Raw genomic sequence first — 16,239 nt, forward strand, 5'->3', positions numbered from 1 at the left:
GCAAAGACGAAAAGTCAGCAGGTGCCATAGGGAGTTCCTATGGCAGCCCGGCCACCCCGGCTGCCTCGGTCCCCTCCGGCTCGGGGGCCTTGCATGGAGTGATCTGTCCGGCGCGCCCGTCCGCAAATAATCGTTCGCCCGGCCTGCAGTACGGGTCCTAGAGTGATGAACGTCCAGGTGCGAAGGCAGGACCTACTTCCACTCATAATGGGGCGGCCGCGGGTTCGAGTCCCGTCACCGGTACAACGCGCCGGTGTAGCTCAGGGGTTAGAGCACCTACGTCGGTTCCGCCGGCCTTGAACTCTGGACACCACAACTTCACGCACCTCCCGGTGCGATGGCGGCGGCTACTTCTCTTCCAAAGAATCCAGGCCGCCGCCGGCTTGATCTCGGGAGGCGCAGCAAATGTTGTGTGCCCGGTGCGTAGGCAGCGGATACTTCGGGGACTTGGTGGGAAACCGTGCGGGTTCGAATCCCGTCATCGCCTCGGGCGATGTGGCGGAATGGAAGACGCGCCAAGTGATAAGACCGCCGCCGATCCGATCTCGGGCACGCTCCATTTGTTGTGTCTCCCTCCGAACACCACTGAATTCGGGGGAATTCATCATGGCGCGATTCAACACCAAGGCGGCCAAGGCCCAGGGCACTTCGCGGGTCACCTCGACCGGGCGCGTACTGCGCACGTACGAGGGCGGCCGCGGCCGTGAGCGCGACGCGCGATCCGAGCTCTTCCTGCTCGCGATCGCCAACCTCGTCTCGCAGAACACCTTCTACGAGACCGGCGACGCCCGGGACGACAGGTTCGCCGCGCTCGTGCGCGAGCTGGCCGTCAGCGATCCCTCGTGGACGGCGAGCATGCTGGCCTGGCTGCGCGGCGAGGGCAACATGCGGACCGCCTCCATCGTCGGCGCCGCCGAGTACGTCAAGGCGCGCCTCGACGCGGGCGCCACGGACGGCCCGGCGAACCGGCAGGTCGTCGCCTCCGTGCTGCGGCGCCCGGACGAGCCCGGCGAGCTGCTCGCGTACTGGACCGCGCTGTACGGCCGCAACATCCCCAAGCCCGTGAAGCGCGGCATCGCCGACGCCGTGCGCCGGCTCTACAGCGGCAAGTCGCTGCTGAAGTACGACACGGCGTCCAAGGGCTACCGCTTCGGCGACATCCTCAACCTCGTGCACGCGGCGCCGGACCCGGACAAGCCGTGGCAGGGCGACCTGTTCCAGTACGCGCTTGACCGGCGGCACAACCCGGACACCGCGGTCGTGCCCAGGTCGCTGCCCGTTCTGGCCGCCCACCGTGACCTGATGGCACTGCGGCCCGCCAAGCGGCGCAAGGTGGTGACCGGTGCGCACTGCGCGCAGCGCCTCGCGGACGCCGGCATCACCTGGGAGGCGCTGGCCGGGTGGCTGCAGGGCCCGATGGACAAGGCTGCCTGGGAGGCCGTGATTCCGTCCATGGGTGCGATGGCACTTGTGCGGAACCTGCGCAACTTCGACGAGGCGGGTGTCAGTGACGAGGTGGCGGCTCAGGTTGCCGCGAAGATCAGTGACCCGGCCGAGGTCGCGCGTTCGCGGCAGTTCCCGTTCCGGTACCTCGCCGCCTACCAGCACGCGCCTTCGCTGCGCTGGGCGTACCCGCTGGAGCAGGCGCTCGGCCACTCGCTGGCCAACGTGCCGGCCCTGGGCGGTCGCACGCTCGTCCTCGTCGACCGGTCCGGGTCGATGTTCTACTCGCGGCTGTCCGACCGCTCGGAGCTCAACCGGGCCGACGCGGCGGCGATCTTCGGCACGGCGCTCGCGCTGCGGGCGGCGGACGCGGATCTCGTCGAGTTCGGGACGAGCAGCAAGCGGGTGAGGTTCCGTCGGGGCGAGTCGGTGCTGAAGGTGCTGGAGCGTTTCGGCGACCTCGGCGGGACGGATACGACCGAGGCCGTCCGCAAGCACTACAAGAAGCACGACCGCGTGCTGATCGTCACGGACGAGCAGGCCACGTACAGCCACTACGGCGACCCGACCGAGCAGGTTCCGGCGCATGTGCCGGTCTACACCTGGAACCTTGCCGGGTACCGGGCGGGGCACGGGCCGTCGGGGGCGGGGAACCGGCATGTCTTCGGTGGTCTCTCGGATGCGGCGTTCCGGATGGTTCCGCTGCTTGAGGGGGCCCGGGACGCGGACTGGCCTTGGGCCTGTTGAGCGAGCTTGGCTCTGGTGCTCTGGTGCTCTGGTGCTCTGGTGCTCTGGTGCTCTGGTGCTCTGGTGCTCTGCGTGAGTGCGGCCCGTACTTCGGTGCGGGTCGCACTCTTGTGTGGGGCTCGATCTGACATCTAACATTTCAGTTTGTGGGAGCGATACGGCCTGTGGCCCGGACCCTGCTCAGGGACCGCGCGTACGAGGCGATACGGGACGCCATCGTGGCCGGCGACATCGCGCCGGGCGCCGTCGTGCGGGACGCCGAGCTGGCCGAGCTGCTCGGGCTCTCGCGGGCGCCCGTACGGGATGCCTTCTCACGGCTCGTCGACGAAGGCCTGCTGGAGTCCAAGCCGCAGAGCTACACGCGGGTGACCCCTGTGGTGGCCGCCGATGTGCGGGACGCCGCGGCCGTCGTCGGCGCCATGCATGAGCTGGTCACTCGGGCGGCGCTGCCGCGGCTTCGCGCCGACCATATCGGTGCCATGCGGGAGGCCAACACGTGTTTTGCCGCGGCTGTGCGCGACGGTGATGTGTCCGCCGCGTTGCGTGCCGACGACGAGCTGCACGACGTACTGGTCCGGGTGAGCGGGAATCGTGCCGCCGCCGCCACTGTCGCCCGCTACACGCCGCTCATCCGGCGACTGGAGCGGCGCCGGTTCGGCGAGGGCGGCAACTGTCGTTCGGCCGGGCTGCACGACGAGCTGATCGACGCCTGTGCCGTCGGCGATGTGGACGAGGCCGTCCGCGTCACGGCGGAGATCTGGCGTGGCCTCGAAGACCTGGCCGATCTCGACACCTGATCCGTGGAGGACCCATGTCTCTTGCCTCGTACGCCCGTTACCCGCTGCTCTTCGGGCCCTCGCCCGTGCATCCGCTGGAGCGGTTGACCAAGCATCTTGGCGGGGCCTCGCTGTGGGCCAAGCGGGAGGATTGCAACTCCGGGGTTGCCTATGGGGGGAACAAGACTCGCAAGCTGGAGTATCTGGTTGCTGACGCGCTTGCGCAGGGGTGCGACACGCTTGTTTCGATCGGGGGCGTGCAGTCCAACCACACTCGGCAGGTTGCGGCATGTGCCGCGCGGGCCGGGCTCAAGTGTGTCCTGGTGCAGGAGAGTTGGGTGGAGTGGCCCGACTCCGTCTACGACAAGGTCGGGAACATTCTCATCAGTCGGCTTGCGGGGGCCGATGTGCGGCTGGTGCGGGCCGGGTTCGGGATCGGGTTCAAGGAGAGCTGGGAGCAGGCGCTGCGGGAGGTCGAGGAAGGGGGTGGGAAGCCTTACGCCATTCCCGCGGGGGCTTCCGATCATCCCCTGGGCGGGCTGGGGTTTGCTGGTTGGGCTTATGAAGTCGCCGAGCAGGAGCGGGAGTTGGGGGTCTTCTTCGACACCGTGGTGGTTTGTTCGGTGACCGGGTCCACTCAGGCGGGGATGGTTGCCGGGTTCGCCGCACTGGAGGAGACGGGTGGGCGGTCGCGGCGCGTCATCGGGATCGACGCGTCGGCTGCGCCTGCCCGGACCCGTGCGCAGATCGCCCGGATCGCCCACGGGACGGGCCAACTCATCGGCGTGGAGAGAGAGTTGACCGAGTCGGACGTCGAGCTGGACGAGCGGTATCACGCGGGTACCTATGGGATTCCCGATGAGGCCACGTTGGACGCGATGCGGCTTGCTGCTCGGATGGAGGGGATGGTCACCGATCCCGTGTACGAGGGGAAGTCGATGGCCGGGATGGTTGATCTGGTGGGGCGGGGGGAGATCGAGCGGGGCTCCACTGTGTTGTACGCCCATCTTGGGGGGCAGCCTGCTCTGAATGCCTACAGCGCGTTGTTCTGAGGGTTCGGGCGGCTTGGCCGGTTGCGCCCGGGGTTGTCTGTGGGTGGGGCGGGGCCGTGCCGGTATGTCACGTTCGCGACTGCCGGGCGTACTGCCCTGAGTGTTGTTCGTGGGCGTTTCCAGCGGGAGCCGTACGTCGCGAACGTTGACATACCGGCACGGCCCCGCCCCGCTTGCGTCGGCGGCCGCGGTGTTTGGGGGTGTTCCCTCGGTTTCTTCCGGCTCTACTGGCAGGTCGCGATGCCGTTGTTCCGGCCCGCGCTGGCGTTCCTCGGCATCTTCACCTTCATCAGCATCTGGAACGACTACATCTGGCCGCTGGTCGTCATGATCGACCCCGACAGGGTCACCCTCCAGGTCGCCCTGGCGAACCTCAACGTCCTCTACAACACCGACTACTCCCTGGTGATGGCCGGTGCGTTGATGAGCGTCGTGCCGCTGATCATCGTGTTCCTGATCGGGGCGCGGCACTTCCTCAGGGACCTTGCCGCGGGGACCACGAAGATGTGACTCGGTCATGGAAGATGTGACCCGGCCACGAACGTGCGGGGCGCCCCCCCCCAGGTGGGGGGCGCCCCGCACGTTCGTGGTGGGCCGGTGGACTACAGCGCCTGGGCCGACGGCTTCACCATGCCGCGGACCGTGCGGGACTTGACGAAGTTGCCGAGGGCCGTCATCTCCCACTCGCCGGAGAACTGCTTGATGAGCTTGGCCATCATCACGCCGGTCTGCGGCTCCGCGGTCGTGAGGTCGAAGCGGACCAACTCCTCGCCCGTGGCGGCGTCGAGGAGGCGGCAGTACGCCTTGGCGACCTCGGTGAACTTCTGGCCGGAGAAGGAGTTCACCGTGAAGACCAGGCCCGTGACCTCCTGGGGGAGGCGGCCCAGGTCCACGACGATCACCTCGTCGTCACCGCCGCCCTCGCCCGTGAGGTTGTCGCCGGAGTGCTTGATCGCGCCGTTCACGATCGAGAGCTTGCCGAAGTAGCAGCTGTCGATGTGGTTGCGCTGCGGGCCGTAGGCGATCACGGAGGCGTCGAGGTCGATGTCCTTGCCTCGGTACGCAGGCTCCCAGCCGAGGCCCATCTTCACCTGGGAGAGGAACGGGCGGCCGCCCTTGACCAGGGATACGGTCTGGTTCTTCTGGAGGCTTACGCGGCCCTTGTCGAGGTTGATCTTCCCGGCGCCCGGGGCGGGCGCGGCCGGGGGCGCGGGCGGTGCCGCCGGGGTGGTGACGGGCGGGGCCGGGGGCGCCACCGGGGTCTGGATCGTGGGGGCCGGCGGGGCGACCGGGGCCGCTGCTGGGGCCGCGGGCTCCTCTACCGTCACGCCGAAGTCCGTGGCGATGCCCGCCAGGCCGTTCGAGTACCCCTGGCCGACCGCTCGGGCCTTCCACGCGCCGTTGCGCAGATAGACCTCGACGATCACCAGGGCCGTCTCCGAGCCGAGCTGGGGCGGGGTGAAGGAGGCCAGTACGGAGTTGTCGTCGGCGTTGCGGATCGTCGCCGTCGGCTCGACGCCCTGGAAGGTCTGGCCCGCGGCGTCCGGGCTCGCGGTGACGACGATCTTCTCGATGCCCGGGGGCACGGCCGTCGTGTCGACCGTGATCGAGTCGGGGCTGGTGCCGCCGCCGGAGCGGTACGTCACGCCCTGGCCGGTCGGCTGGTTGTAGAAGATGAAGTCGTCGTCGGAGCGCACCTTGCCGTCGGCGGTGAGCAGCAGGCCCGATACGTCGAGCCGCACCGGGGCGGCGACGTCCACCGTCACGCGGGTGACGGGGAGAGGGATGTTCGAGCCGGGGGTCATAGCTGTCATGCCCCGTGAACGACCGGGCCCGCTTTACCGTTCCCTTACCTGACCGCCAATTGGGTCAACGCGGGTCCGTGCTGGTCAGGGGCGGTCGCGGGCCGTCAGTGGCGGTTTCGGGGGTGGTTGCGGGCCGTTCGTTCGTTGCCGCGTTTGTAGTTGCCCGTCCAGCGGGCCATGACCAGTTGGGGGTCGCCGGATTCCACTTCCGCGAGGAACTGGGTGGCTCTGGGGCCGCGGAGGGTGGTGGCGGGGTGGGTTCCGTGGGTGATCTTCACCGTGCCGTCGGGGTGGTGGGTGTAGGCGAAGCCTTGTGGGCGGGGCATGGGGGGATGGTAGGTCGGCGGGGTGGGGCGGGCCCAAGGGTTTTCTCGCCCCCGCCGCCCCTACCCGTCCCGTCCCTGGGGGCTGCGCCCCCAGACCCCCGCTGATCGGCCTGAACGGCCTCGTCCTCAAACGCCGGACGGGCTAATAGTCAGCCCCTCCGGCGTTTGAGGAGCGGGGGTTCGGGGGCGGAGCCCCCGAAAAGGGACGGGAATGGGTAGGGGCGGCGGGGGCGGAATCCTCCTACGGGACCACCACGATCTTTCGGCCGACGCCCGAGGCGAACTGGTCCAGGGCCTGGGGGTACTGGTCGAGCGGCAGGCGGTCGCTGATGAAGATGTCCGGGTCGAGGACACCCGTGGCGAAGAGCTCCGCCGCCCGCTCGAAGCTGTGGAGCACGGCCATCGAGCCGGTGATGGTGATCTCCTGGTTGTAGATGCGGTACGGGTCGATCGTGACCCGGGTCGAATAGTCCGCCACGCCGAACTGAAGGAACGTGCCGGCCTTCGCGACCCGCTCAAGCCCGTCCTGGATCGCCGCAGCGTTACCCGTGGCGTCGACGACGAGGTCCCACCCCTGAGGCCGGTCCAGCTCGTCGGCCCCGGTGGCGGTCGCCGAGACGCCGAGCCGCTCGGCCGTCGCAAGCCGCTGCGGATTGATGTCGACCACGTCGACGCTCGCCGCACCCGTCCGCTTCGCCAGCTCCAGCATCATCAGGCCCATGGTTCCGGAGCCGTAGATCAGGACGTGGGCGCCCAGCCGGGAGTTCAGCACGTCGTAGCCGCGGACCGCGCAGGAGAGGGGCTCGACCAGGGCCGCGTCCTGGGTGCGGATGTGGTCGGGGAGCTTGACGCAGTTCGCCACGGGGGCCACGGCGTACTGGGCCGCGCCGCCCGCCGTCGTCACACCGATCGCAGCCCACCGCTCGCAGAGGTTGTTGTGGCCTGTACGGCAGAACCGGCACTCGTAGCAGTAGAGGGAGGGGTCCACGGCCACTCGGTCGCCGAGCGACAGCTCGGTGACCTGGGTGCCCACCCCGACCACCTCGCCCGCGAACTCGTGGCCCGGCACGATGGGCAGCTTGGGCGCGAACTCGCCCTGGAGGATGTGCAGGTCGGTGCCGCACAGGCCGCAGGCGGCGACCTCGACGACGACCTCGCGGGGGCCCGGCGTCGGGTCCGGGACCTCGGCCACGACGGCACGGCCCACGGACTCGATGACTGCGGCCTTCATTTCACGGCTCCCAACGACAGGCCCTGGACCAGTTTGTCCTGGGCGGCGAACCCCGCGGCGAGCACCGGCAGGGAGACGACGAGCGACGCGGCGCACACCTTCGCCAGGAACAGGCCCTGGCTGGTGATGAAGCCGGTGAGGAAGACCGGGGCGGTCTCCGCCACCACGCCCGTCAGCACGCGGGCGAACAGCAGCTCGTTCCAGCTGAAGATGAAGCAGATGAGGGAGGTGGCGGCGATGCCCGGGAGGGCGATGGGGGCTACGACCCGCGTGAGGATCGTCGGGAGTTTCGCGCCGTCTATCTGTGCCGCCTCGATGATCGCCACCGGGACCTCGGAGAGGAACGACTGCATCATCCACACCGCGATCGGCAGGTTCATCGAGGTGTAGAGGATGACCAGGAGCCAGATGTTGTCCAGCATTCCCGTGTTCTTCGCGAAGAGGTAGATCGGCAGGAGACCCGCCACCACCGGGAGCATCTTCGTCGAGAGGAAGAAGAACAGGACGTCCGTCCACTTCTTCACCGGGCGGATGGAGAGTGCGTAGGCCGCGGGGAGGGCCAGGACGAGGACCAGGAGCGTTGATGCCAGCGATGCAACCGTCGAGTTGATCAGTGACGGCCAGGGGCTCGCGCCGCCGCCCGTGCCGAAGAACTCGCGGTAGCCGTCGAGGGTGAGCGCGGCCCCGAAGGACGGCGGGTTGGTCGCCGCGTCCTCCTCGGAGTGGAAGGACGTCAGGGCCATCCAGGCGATGGGCAGGAAGAAGACGATCCCGGCCAGCCAGGCGACCAGACCGAGACCCCTTCCCCTGGGGCGGCGGGGGCCGGGGTTGCCGGACTCGGTACTACGGGGACGTACACGGATCGCGGTGGCGCTCATGCGCGGCCCACCTCCTCGCGGAACAGGGACGAGACCACGCGCAGCGCGAAGGTCGCGATGATGATCGAGCCGATGACGACCAGGACGCCGGCCGCGGAGGCGAGGCCGTTCTCGTGGGCCTGGTAGAAGCTCTGGTACACGGTGTAGGGCAGGTTCGCGGTGCCCAGGCCGCCGGATGTGATGGTGAAGACCGCGTCGAAGTTCTGGACGATGTAGATCGAGCCCAGCAGGGCGCCCAGTTCGAGGTAGCGGCGCAGGTGGGGGAGGGTGAGGTAGCGGAAGACCTGCCAGGCGCTCGCGCCGTCGACTTCGGCCGCCTCGATTTGCTGGTGGTCGCGGCTCTGCAGGCCGGCCAGCAGGATCAGCATCATGAAGGGCGTCCACTGCCAGACGAGGGACATCTCGACGGCGAGCAGCGGGGTGTTGGAGATCCAGTCCGGCTCTGGTCCGCCGACGTAGTGCAGCAGACCGTTGAGCAGGCCGTACTCGGGGTTGTAGAGCACGTGCTTCCAGAGCAGGGCCGCCGCCACGGGGACCACCAGGAAGGGCGCGATCAGGAGCGTACGGACCAGGCCGCGGCCCCGGAACTTCCGGTCCAGGAGGAGGGCGAGGCCCAGGCCCAGGATCAGGCTGGCCAGGACGACGGTGACCGTCAGCAGGATGGTCGTCCAGACCGACTTGCGCAGGGCCGCGTCGGTGAGGACCTCGGTGTAGTTGCCGAAGCCGGTGAAGCTCCGGGCGTCCGGGTAGAGGGAGTTCCAGTCGAAGAACGAGATCACCAGCGTGGCCACGAAGGGGAGCTGGGTCACGGCGATCATGAAGATCAGGGCGGGGAGGAGCGGGGCCCGGGTCGCCCAGGCGCGCATGCGGCCCGAGGGACGCTTCTCGGTGCGTACGGATGGTGCGGCTACTGGAGCCGTTGTTGTGGCGGTCATCGTCCCTCGTACTCCTCGGCGATCTCCTCGGCCAGCTTCTGGGACTTGTTCAGGGCCGACTCGACGGACTGGCGTCCGGCGATGGCCGCGCTGATCTCCTGCGAGACCTTGGTGCCGAGATCGGTGAACTCGGGGATGCCGACGAACTGGATGCCGGGCGCGGGCCGCGGCTGCACCCCGGGGTCGGTGGGCCGGGCGCCCTCGATGGCCTCCTTGGTCATCTCCTGGAAGGCGCCTGCCTCCTTGCGGTAGTCGGCGTTGGTGTACGTGGAGGCGCGCTTGCCGGCCGGGACGTTGGACCAGCCGATCTCGTCGCCGACCAGCTGCTCGTACTCCTTGCTGGACGCCCAGGAGACGAACTTCCATGCCTTGTCGGGGTTCCGGGACGCCTCCTGGATGCCCCAGGCCCAGGTGTAGAGCCAGCCGGAGGACTCGGTCTTCTCGACGGGCGCCGGCACGTAGCCGATCTTGCCCTTGACCGGGGACTGGGCGGACTCCAGTGAACCGGCCGCGGACGTGGCGTCGTACCACATGGCGACCTTGCCCTGGGTCATGTTGTTGAGGCACTCGGCGAAGCCGGCCTGGGGTGCGCCTGCCTCGCCGTGGTCGCGGACGAGGTCCACGTAGAACTTCACCGCCTGTTCCCACTCGGGGGAGTCGAGCCGCGCCTTCCAGCTCTTGTCGAACCAGGTGCCGCCGAAGGTGTTCACGACCGTGGTGAGCGGGGCCATGACCTCGCCCCAGCCGGGCAGGCCGCGCAGACAGATGCCCTTCATGCCCGACTCGGCGCCGTCGGCCTTGGCCGCGAGGTCGGCCACCTGGGTCCAGGTCGGGCGCTCGGGCATGGTGAGGCCCTTCGCCTCGAACACGTCCTTGCGGTACATCAGGAAGGACGACTCGCCGTAGAAGGGCTGCCCGTAGAGCTTGCCGTCGTCCGCGGTGAGGGACTGGCGCATGGGCTTGAGGACGTCCTGCTCGTCGTAGGCCGGGTCCTTCGCGACGTACGAGTCCATCTCGTGCAGCCAGTCGTTCTTGGCGTAGATCGGTATCTCGTAGTTGGACAGGGTGGCGACGTCGTACTGGCCGGCCTGGTTGGCGAAGTCCTGGCTGATCTTGTCGCGGACGTCGTTCTCCGGCAGCACGGTGAAGTTCACCTTGATGCCGGTCTCCTTGGTGAAGTGGGCGGCGGTGAGCTTCTGCAGCTCCACCATCTGCGGGTTGTTGACCATGAGGACGTTGATGGAGTTGCCACCGGAGCCCGCTCCGCCCGCTCCGGCCCAGCAACCGGAGAGCAGCGGGGCGAGCAGCGTCCCTGCGGCGGCCGCGACGAGCGTCGCGCGCGGCCTCCGTCGGCTCTGGGTTCGCATGGATCGCTCCTGGATGTATCAGTACATATGGGATGACGCGGGGAGTGTGATGCCTCTGTAGTGGGTCAGTTGGTTTTTCGAACTCTTGGGGGACTGGGGTGCGGTCTCTGTTTCAGACCCGGATGACCTGGGGGCCCTGCATCGAGTAGCGGTGGGCCTCGGACGTGGGGAGGAGGGTGCTGGTGACGATCGCCTCCAGCGCGCTGATCTCCGCGAACCGGCAGAAGCTGACAGCGCCGAACTTGGTGTGCACCCCCGCGAACACCGTGCGCCGGGCGGCCCGGATGGCCTGTGACTTGACCTCGCTGACGGCCGGGTCGGGGGTGGTGAGGCCGTGTTCGCGCGAGATGCCGTTGGCTCCGATGAACGCCAGGTCGATGACGAACCCGGCGAGCATCTTCGTCGTCCAGTGGTCGACGGTCGCGAGGGTGCCGGGCCTGACCCGGCCGCCGAGCAGCAGCACCGTCGTGTTGTCGGCCTCGGCGAGTGCTCCCGCGGTGGCCAGGGACGCGGTGACCACGGTCAGTGGCCGGTCCCTGGGCAGTGATTCGGCGATGAGCTGCGGGGTGAACCCCTCGTCGACGAAGACCGTCTCGGCGTCCCCGAGCAGCTCGGCCGCGGCTGCCGCGATCCGGCGCTTCTCGGGCACATGGCTGGTGGCGCGGAAGGCGAGCGTCGTCTCGAAGCCGGCGCTCTCCACCGGATAGGCGCCGCCGTGCGTGCGGCGGACGAGTCCGTGGTCCTCCAGGGCGCGCAGATCCCGTCGTACGGTCTCCTTGGCGACACCCAGCTCGGCGGCGAGCTCGTTCACGTCGACGGCGCCGGTGCGGCGGGCGCTCTTCACGATCTCCCGCTGACGTTCTTCCGCGCTCATGCCCGACACCCGCTCTCCGTGCTCACTGCCCGTTCGGGCCCGGTGGGGCCCATGGGGGAAGTTCTACAGCGGGTACGCGCCACTGACCAGGTCTGTTGCGGGCCCGATGGCGCCCGTATGTGACCGTAACGAGCGACGGCTGCCCGTGCCGGACCTGCGGTGCAGCGGAATTCGGGCAGTGGGCATGCCCGAAGGGCGGGGCGGGCGGGCCCGTTCGGTGCCCGCTCGCCCTGTGAGGTGGTCCTTGCGTGGTGGCCGGATGTGTCGGCGGTGGCCTGTGCGGCCGAATGGGGTCCTCGGCCCGGACGCGGGCGTCAGTACGGCCAGACCGGCGGGTTGGTCACGAAGTGGCCGCCCAGGCGGGTGTGGTCCGGGTTCCGCGGGTCCAGCTCGCCCTGCTCGGCGATCAGCTTCTCGGCGTACTGCTCGGAGTCGTCCTGCGGCTCGTAGCCGAGGCCCCGGGCGGTGGTCAGGTCCCACCACAGGCGAGTGTTCGCGGAGGAGCCGTAGACGACGGTGTGCTCGACGCCCTCGGCGGTCAGGGCAGCGTGGAAGAGGCGGGCGCCGTCGCCGGGGCTCATCCAGACCGACAGCATGCGCACGCTGGTCGGCTCCATGAAGCAGGAGCCGATCCGCACGGAGACGGTCTCCAGGCCGTGCTTGTCCCAGTAGAACTGCGCCAGGTCCTCGCCGAACGACTTCGACAGTCCGTAGAAGGTGTCCGGGCGGCGCGGGGTGTCGATGGGGATGAGCGTGTCCGGGGCGTGGGGCGCCTCGCCCTCGGGGTGCGTGGTGTAGCCGACCGCGTGGTTGGAGGAGGCGAAGACGATGCGCCGGACGCCCTCCTCGCGTGCCGCCTCGTACAGGTTGTACGTGCCCTCGATGTTCGCCTTGAGGATCTTCTCGAAGGTGGACTCCAGGGATATGCCCGCGAGGTGGATGATCGCGTCCACGCCCCGCACGGCCTCGCGCAGGGCCTCCTTGTCGCCGAGGTCCGCGGTGACCGCGCCCGGCTCGCCCTCGATCGGGAGCAGATCGAGGAGCCGCAGCTCGTAGCCGTAGGCGGGCAGAAGTCCTCGCATCAGGGTGCCGAGACCGCCGGCGGCGCCGGTGAGCAGAACGGTGCGGGGAGCGGGCATCCTCGGGTCTCCTTGAATCGGCAGCCGTCAACGTGTACGGCATTCACATCCGTGGACACGCTAGGGATCGTCGACGGACCGCGTCAAGTGTCGCGCGGAGTGGTGAGATCCGCTCCCCTTCCGTGCTCTTTCTGCTCCCTTGTTGCTGCCGCAATGCATGCCGGTCCGCTTGACCGCCCCCAAGAGGGCGCCTTAGCGTGGAAGTGTTCAGGGATATGGACATGGATCAGAAACGTGCACGAGTCGGCGTGTGCGTGCATGCTCATGCTCTAGGGAGAGCCCGTGACGTCAGCCCCCCTTGCCAGTCGACTCAGTATCCCGAGCGGGCCGCTGTTCTTCCCCGTCACCGCGTACGACCGCGACGGAGCCGTCGACCTCGGCGTCTACCGCGAGCACGTCCGGCGGGGCGTCGAGGCCGGGGCCGCCGCCGTCTTCGCCTGCTGCGGGACCGGGGAGTTCCACGCGCTCACGCCCGAGGAGTTCCAGGAGTGCCTGCGGGCGGCCGTCGAGGAGACGGCGGGCCGCGTCCCCGTCGTCGCGGGCGCCGGGTACGGGACCGCGCTCGCCGTGCGGTATGCGCGGCTAGCCGAGGAGGCGGGCGCGGACGGGCTGCTCGCCATGCCGCCCTATCTCGTCGTCGCCGGGCAGGAGGGGCTGCTGCGGCACTACACGGAACTGGCCGCCGCCACCTCGCTCGACGTCATCGTGTACCAGCGGGACAACGCCGTGTTCACGCCCGAGACCGTCGTCTCGCTGGCCCGCGCCGAGGGCATCATCGGCCTCAAGGACGGGCTCGGCGACCTCGACCTCATGCAGCGCATCGTGAGCGCCGTGCGGTCCGAGTACCCGGGCGACTTCCTCTACTTCAACGGGCTGCCGACCGCCGAACTCACCGGCCTCGCCTACCGCGGCATCGGTATCACGCTGTACTCCTCCGCCGTCTTCTGCTTCGCGCCCGAGATCGCCCTCGCCTTCCACCAGGCCCTGGGCTCCGGCGACGACGCCACCGTGAACCGGCTCCTCGACGGCTTCTACCGGCCTCTCGTCGAACTGCGCGCACAGGGCCGCGGGTACGCCGTCTCGCTGGTCAAGGCGGGCGTACGGCTGCGGGGGCTCGACGTGGGCGAGGTGCGGCCGCCGCTGCACGAGCCGTCCGAGGACCACGTCAAGCAGCTCGCCCAGCTGATCGAGCGGGGCCACGCGCTTCTGGAGGAGGACAAGTGAAGGCGTCGACCTTCGTCTATCCGTGGGACGTCAACGGCGACCCCGACGCGGCGGAGCGCATCGCCGGGCTCGGCGTGCGGCAGGCGACGCTCGCCTCCGCGTACCACTCCACGCGCGCCCTGACCCCCCGCCACCCCCGGCACCGCATCGTCACCGCGCTGCACGCCGCCGCGCTCTACCCGACGGACACCGCACGGTGGCAGGGCCGCGGGCTCCGGCCGTACGCCGCCGGGGACTGGGCGCCCGGTGACGCGTACGGGGAGGCCGCGTCGGCTCTCGCGCGGGCGGGGCTCGACGTGCACACCTGGGTGGTGCTCGCGCACAACTCCCGTATGGGCGTGGAGTTCCCTGACACCTCGGTGGTCAACGCCTACGGGGACCGCTACTCGTGGGCCCCCTGCGTCGCTCAGCCCGACACGCGCGCGTACCTCGTCGATCTGGCCGTCGAGGCGGCGCTCCGTCCCGGCGCCGCGGGCACGGAGCTGGAGTCCCTCGGCTGGTACGGGCTCCCGCATCTGCACGCCCACGACAAGACGGCGGGCGTGGCACTCGGGGACGCCGGCACGTACCTGATGTCGCTGTGCTTCTGCCCCTCCTGCGGGGACGGCTATACGCAACTGGGGCTCGACCCCGACGAGTTGGCGGCCTCGGTCCGGCGTGCCCTGGAGCCGGTGTGGCGGGGCGAGGCTCCCGTCGAGGGCTGGGAGGACGTGGAGAAGCTGCTCGGCGCCGAGCTCGCGACGGTCACGCGCGCGTGGCGTGACTCGGTCGCCCGGTCCCTCCAGACGGAGGCCGTCCTCGCCGTACGCGCGGCCGCGCCCGAGGGGTTCCAGATCCTGCTGCACGCGGACCCGGTCTCCTACCGCGTCGGTGCGAACGTCGGTGTGGACCCCGGGCACATCCTGTCGGTCGCCGACGGAGTGGTCGTACCGTGCGCCGCCGGACCCGAGCCGCTGATCCCCTTCGCCGAGCAGGGAGTTGACGGGGCTGTGCTGGCGGCCAACTTCACCGTGGTGAGCGGGATGGGCGGCCGCCCGGCGACACTCGTCGAGGACGTGGCACGGGCGGTCGGGCTGGGAGCCACCGAAGTGCGGCTGTATCACGCGGGGTTGGCGTCCGACGAGGACCTGTCGCTGGTGGCGGAGGCGCTCGCGCGGCTCGGCTGAGACCTCAGCAGGGGCGCGACCGTCACGAGTCGCACGAGCCCGAGTACCGCCAACAGCACACGGTGGTCCACCAGTTCGACCAGGCCCGCGCCCAGTGCGAGTCCCACCGCGGTCGGGGCGAACAGCAGGGTGTTGGCGGTCGCCGTCGTGCGCCCCAGCAGGGCGTCCGGCGTCTCGCGCTGGACCGCGGTGAGCGCCGCGATCAGTACGCAGGGGAGTCCGACGCCGACCGCCGCGGCCGAGGCGAGGACCACCACGTCGTAGGGGAGCGCGCGAGCCGTCACGGCCACGGCGGTGAGCGCGATGCCGTATCCGGCGAACCGGCGTTCGCCCAGGCGGCGCAGGAGCGGGCCCGCGGCCAGGCCGACCGCCACCGAGCCGACGCCCTGGGCGACGTACAGGACACCCACGTACGCGGGGGAGTGGCCAAGGCCCTCCACCACCGCGTAGATCAACGCGCCGTTGAGGCCTGAGAAGAGCATGGTCGTGCCGCCCGCGAGGACGAGCGGGCGCAGGGTCGCGTGGCCCCACAAGTAGCGGGCGCCTTCGGCAGTTCGGGCGCGCCAACCGGCCGTGGCGGGGGCCGCGAGCGGCTTCGGCTCGTGTACGCGCAGGAGTGTGTAGAGGCCCGCGGCCAGGGCGAAGGTGACCGCGTCCAGGAGTGCGACACGGGCGCCCCCGTACGCCGCGTACAGGCCCGCTCCCGCGAGCGGGGCGAGGAGCTTCATGCCCTCGTTGGCCGTCATGCGCAGCCCGTTGAAGTCGCCGAGCAGCTGTTTGTCGACGGCCGTGGCCACCAGAGCGGACTCCGCCGCGTCGTGGACGACGCCGGCCGCTCCGTAGACGAGGAGCACGGCGAAGAGGATCCACAGGGTGCCGGGGGAGTCGACGGTGAAGAGGGGCAGCAGGAGTGCGGCCAGGCCCAGATTCGTCCACACGAGCAGGGGCCGGCGGCGGGTGCGGTCCGCGAGGGTGCCGAGGGCCGGGCCGATCAGCGTGGGCGCCCAGAGAGCGAAGACGCAGAGAGCGGCCAGGCCGTCCGAGCCGGTCAGGTCCTTCACCCAGATCCCGGACACCAGCCACATCGCCGACGAGCCGAACCCGGAGACCACGACTCCGCCGAGGTACAGACCCGCGTTGCGGTCTCGCAGGACGCAGGCCACCGCCCATGTCTGTGTCCATGTCCTTGTCGTCATGCCAGGTCATCGTGGGGCTAAGGCCCCGGGCCGGGCATCGGGCAGGTGCCTTAGCGGGGACGCCACGGAAGCGGCAGCGG

The 16,239-nt window shown here is 69.7% G+C and carries 15 protein-coding genes; 6 read left to right on the forward strand and 9 right to left on the reverse strand.

What is annotated here, in order from left to right; all coding sequences use genetic code 11:
* The first annotated feature begins 606 nt into the window (after nucleotides 1–606).
* The 4 genes from ACZ5VQ_RS15245 to ACZ5VQ_RS15260 all read left to right on the forward strand — a co-directional run bounded on the left by ACZ5VQ_RS15245 (nucleotide 607) and on the right by ACZ5VQ_RS15260 (nucleotide 4,528).
* Nucleotides 607–2,190 (forward strand): TROVE domain-containing protein, encoded by a 1,584-nt coding sequence (locus ACZ5VQ_RS15245; protein ID WP_469105268.1) that lies wholly within the window; start codon nucleotides 607–609, stop codon nucleotides 2,188–2,190.
* A 146-nt stretch (nucleotides 2,191–2,336) separates the two neighbouring features.
* Complete coding sequence (locus ACZ5VQ_RS15250) at nucleotides 2,337–2,987, forward strand: GntR family transcriptional regulator (RefSeq protein WP_469105269.1); 651 nt, start codon at nucleotides 2,337–2,339, stop codon at nucleotides 2,985–2,987.
* A 14-nt stretch (nucleotides 2,988–3,001) separates the two neighbouring features.
* Entirely contained in the window at nucleotides 3,002–4,018 is a 1,017-nt protein-coding gene (locus tag ACZ5VQ_RS15255) for a 1-aminocyclopropane-1-carboxylate deaminase (RefSeq protein WP_469105270.1), read from the forward strand.
* 39 nt (nucleotides 4,019–4,057) lie between these two features.
* Complete coding sequence (locus ACZ5VQ_RS15260; protein WP_469105271.1) at nucleotides 4,058–4,528, forward strand: ABC transporter permease subunit; 471 nt, start codon at nucleotides 4,058–4,060, stop codon at nucleotides 4,526–4,528.
* 92 nt (nucleotides 4,529–4,620) lie between these two features.
* Here the strand turns inward: ACZ5VQ_RS15260 and ACZ5VQ_RS15265 are convergent, their stop codons facing one another.
* From ACZ5VQ_RS15265 to ACZ5VQ_RS15300, 8 genes are all read right to left on the reverse strand, one after another.
* Entirely contained in the window at nucleotides 4,621–5,823 is a 1,203-nt protein-coding gene (locus tag ACZ5VQ_RS15265; protein WP_469105381.1) for a TerD family protein, read from the reverse strand.
* A 104-nt stretch (nucleotides 5,824–5,927) separates the two neighbouring features.
* Nucleotides 5,928–6,149: a hypothetical protein gene (locus ACZ5VQ_RS15270; RefSeq protein ID WP_469105272.1), complete on the reverse strand. Its 222-nt coding sequence runs from the start codon at nucleotides 6,147–6,149 to the stop codon at nucleotides 5,928–5,930.
* Between the two features lie 241 nt (nucleotides 6,150–6,390).
* Entirely contained in the window at nucleotides 6,391–7,380 is a 990-nt protein-coding gene (locus ACZ5VQ_RS15275) for a zinc-dependent alcohol dehydrogenase family protein (RefSeq protein ID WP_362087165.1), read from the reverse strand.
* On the reverse strand, nucleotides 7,377–8,258 hold the full coding sequence (locus tag ACZ5VQ_RS15280) for a carbohydrate ABC transporter permease (RefSeq protein WP_362087168.1): 882 nt from the start codon (nucleotides 8,256–8,258) through the stop codon (nucleotides 7,377–7,379). The genes ACZ5VQ_RS15275 and ACZ5VQ_RS15280 overlap by 4 nt, the downstream gene beginning before the upstream one ends.
* Entirely contained in the window at nucleotides 8,255–9,193 is a 939-nt protein-coding gene (locus tag ACZ5VQ_RS15285; RefSeq protein WP_469105273.1) for a carbohydrate ABC transporter permease, read from the reverse strand. Before ACZ5VQ_RS15285 ends, ACZ5VQ_RS15280 begins: the two co-directional genes overlap by 4 nt.
* On the reverse strand, nucleotides 9,190–10,560 hold the full coding sequence (locus ACZ5VQ_RS15290; RefSeq protein WP_469105274.1) for an ABC transporter substrate-binding protein: 1,371 nt from the start codon (nucleotides 10,558–10,560) through the stop codon (nucleotides 9,190–9,192). Before ACZ5VQ_RS15290 ends, ACZ5VQ_RS15285 begins: the two co-directional genes overlap by 4 nt.
* A gap of 112 nt (nucleotides 10,561–10,672) precedes the next feature.
* A complete protein-coding gene (locus ACZ5VQ_RS15295) occupies nucleotides 10,673–11,443 on the reverse strand; it encodes a DeoR/GlpR family DNA-binding transcription regulator (RefSeq protein WP_143637268.1) in 771 nt (256 codons plus the stop codon).
* Nucleotides 11,444–11,748: 305 nt separating this feature from the next.
* Nucleotides 11,749–12,573, reverse strand: a complete 825-nt coding sequence (locus tag ACZ5VQ_RS15300; protein WP_469105275.1) for an NAD-dependent epimerase/dehydratase family protein — start codon at nucleotides 12,571–12,573, stop codon at nucleotides 11,749–11,751.
* A gap of 282 nt (nucleotides 12,574–12,855) precedes the next feature.
* Between ACZ5VQ_RS15300 and ACZ5VQ_RS15305 the strand changes: the two genes are divergently transcribed.
* Nucleotides 12,856–13,797, forward strand: coding sequence for a 5-dehydro-4-deoxyglucarate dehydratase (locus ACZ5VQ_RS15305; protein WP_469105276.1), 942 nt, complete (start codon nucleotides 12,856–12,858; stop codon nucleotides 13,795–13,797).
* The gene (locus ACZ5VQ_RS15310) at nucleotides 13,794–14,963 is read left to right on the forward strand and encodes a hypothetical protein (protein WP_469105277.1); all 1,170 of its coding nucleotides are present in this window, start codon (nucleotides 13,794–13,796) and stop codon (nucleotides 14,961–14,963) included. The genes ACZ5VQ_RS15305 and ACZ5VQ_RS15310 overlap by 4 nt, the downstream gene beginning before the upstream one ends.
* Here the strand turns inward: ACZ5VQ_RS15310 and ACZ5VQ_RS15315 are convergent.
* The gene (locus ACZ5VQ_RS15315) at nucleotides 14,897–16,159 is read right to left on the reverse strand and encodes an MFS transporter (RefSeq protein ID WP_469105278.1); all 1,263 of its coding nucleotides are present in this window, start codon (nucleotides 16,157–16,159) and stop codon (nucleotides 14,897–14,899) included. The two genes, ACZ5VQ_RS15310 and ACZ5VQ_RS15315, sit on opposite strands and share 67 nt — an antisense overlap.
* Between the last annotated feature and the right edge of the window lie 80 nt (nucleotides 16,160–16,239).

The organism is Streptomyces sp. NPDC033178, assembly GCF_055577685.1.

Bases quoted from the DNA above. Each gene is read 5' to 3' on its own strand.
- ACZ5VQ_RS15270 (WP_469105272.1), bottom strand. From the start codon at position 6,149: ATGCCCCGCCCACAAGGCTTCGCCTACACCCACCACCCCGACGGCACG.
- ACZ5VQ_RS15255 (WP_469105270.1), top strand. From the start codon at position 3,002: ATGTCTCTTGCCTCGTACGCCCGTTACCCGCTGCTCTTCGGGCCCTCG.
- ACZ5VQ_RS15265 (WP_469105381.1), bottom strand. From the start codon at position 5,823: ATGACCCCCGGCTCGAACATCCCTCTCCCCGTCACCCGCGTGACGGTG.
- ACZ5VQ_RS15285 (WP_469105273.1), bottom strand. From the start codon at position 9,193: ATGACCGCCACAACAACGGCTCCAGTAGCCGCACCATCCGTACGCACC.
- ACZ5VQ_RS15275 (WP_362087165.1), bottom strand. From the start codon at position 7,380: ATGAAGGCCGCAGTCATCGAGTCCGTGGGCCGTGCCGTCGTGGCCGAG.
- ACZ5VQ_RS15315 (WP_469105278.1), bottom strand. From the start codon at position 16,159: ATGACGACAAGGACATGGACACAGACATGGGCGGTGGCCTGCGTCCTG.
- ACZ5VQ_RS15245 (WP_469105268.1), top strand. From the start codon at position 607: ATGGCGCGATTCAACACCAAGGCGGCCAAGGCCCAGGGCACTTCGCGG.
- ACZ5VQ_RS15290 (WP_469105274.1), bottom strand. From the start codon at position 10,560: ATGCGAACCCAGAGCCGACGGAGGCCGCGCGCGACGCTCGTCGCGGCC.
- ACZ5VQ_RS15300 (WP_469105275.1), bottom strand. From the start codon at position 12,573: ATGCCCGCTCCCCGCACCGTTCTGCTCACCGGCGCCGCCGGCGGTCTC.
- ACZ5VQ_RS15280 (WP_362087168.1), bottom strand. From the start codon at position 8,258: ATGAGCGCCACCGCGATCCGTGTACGTCCCCGTAGTACCGAGTCCGGC.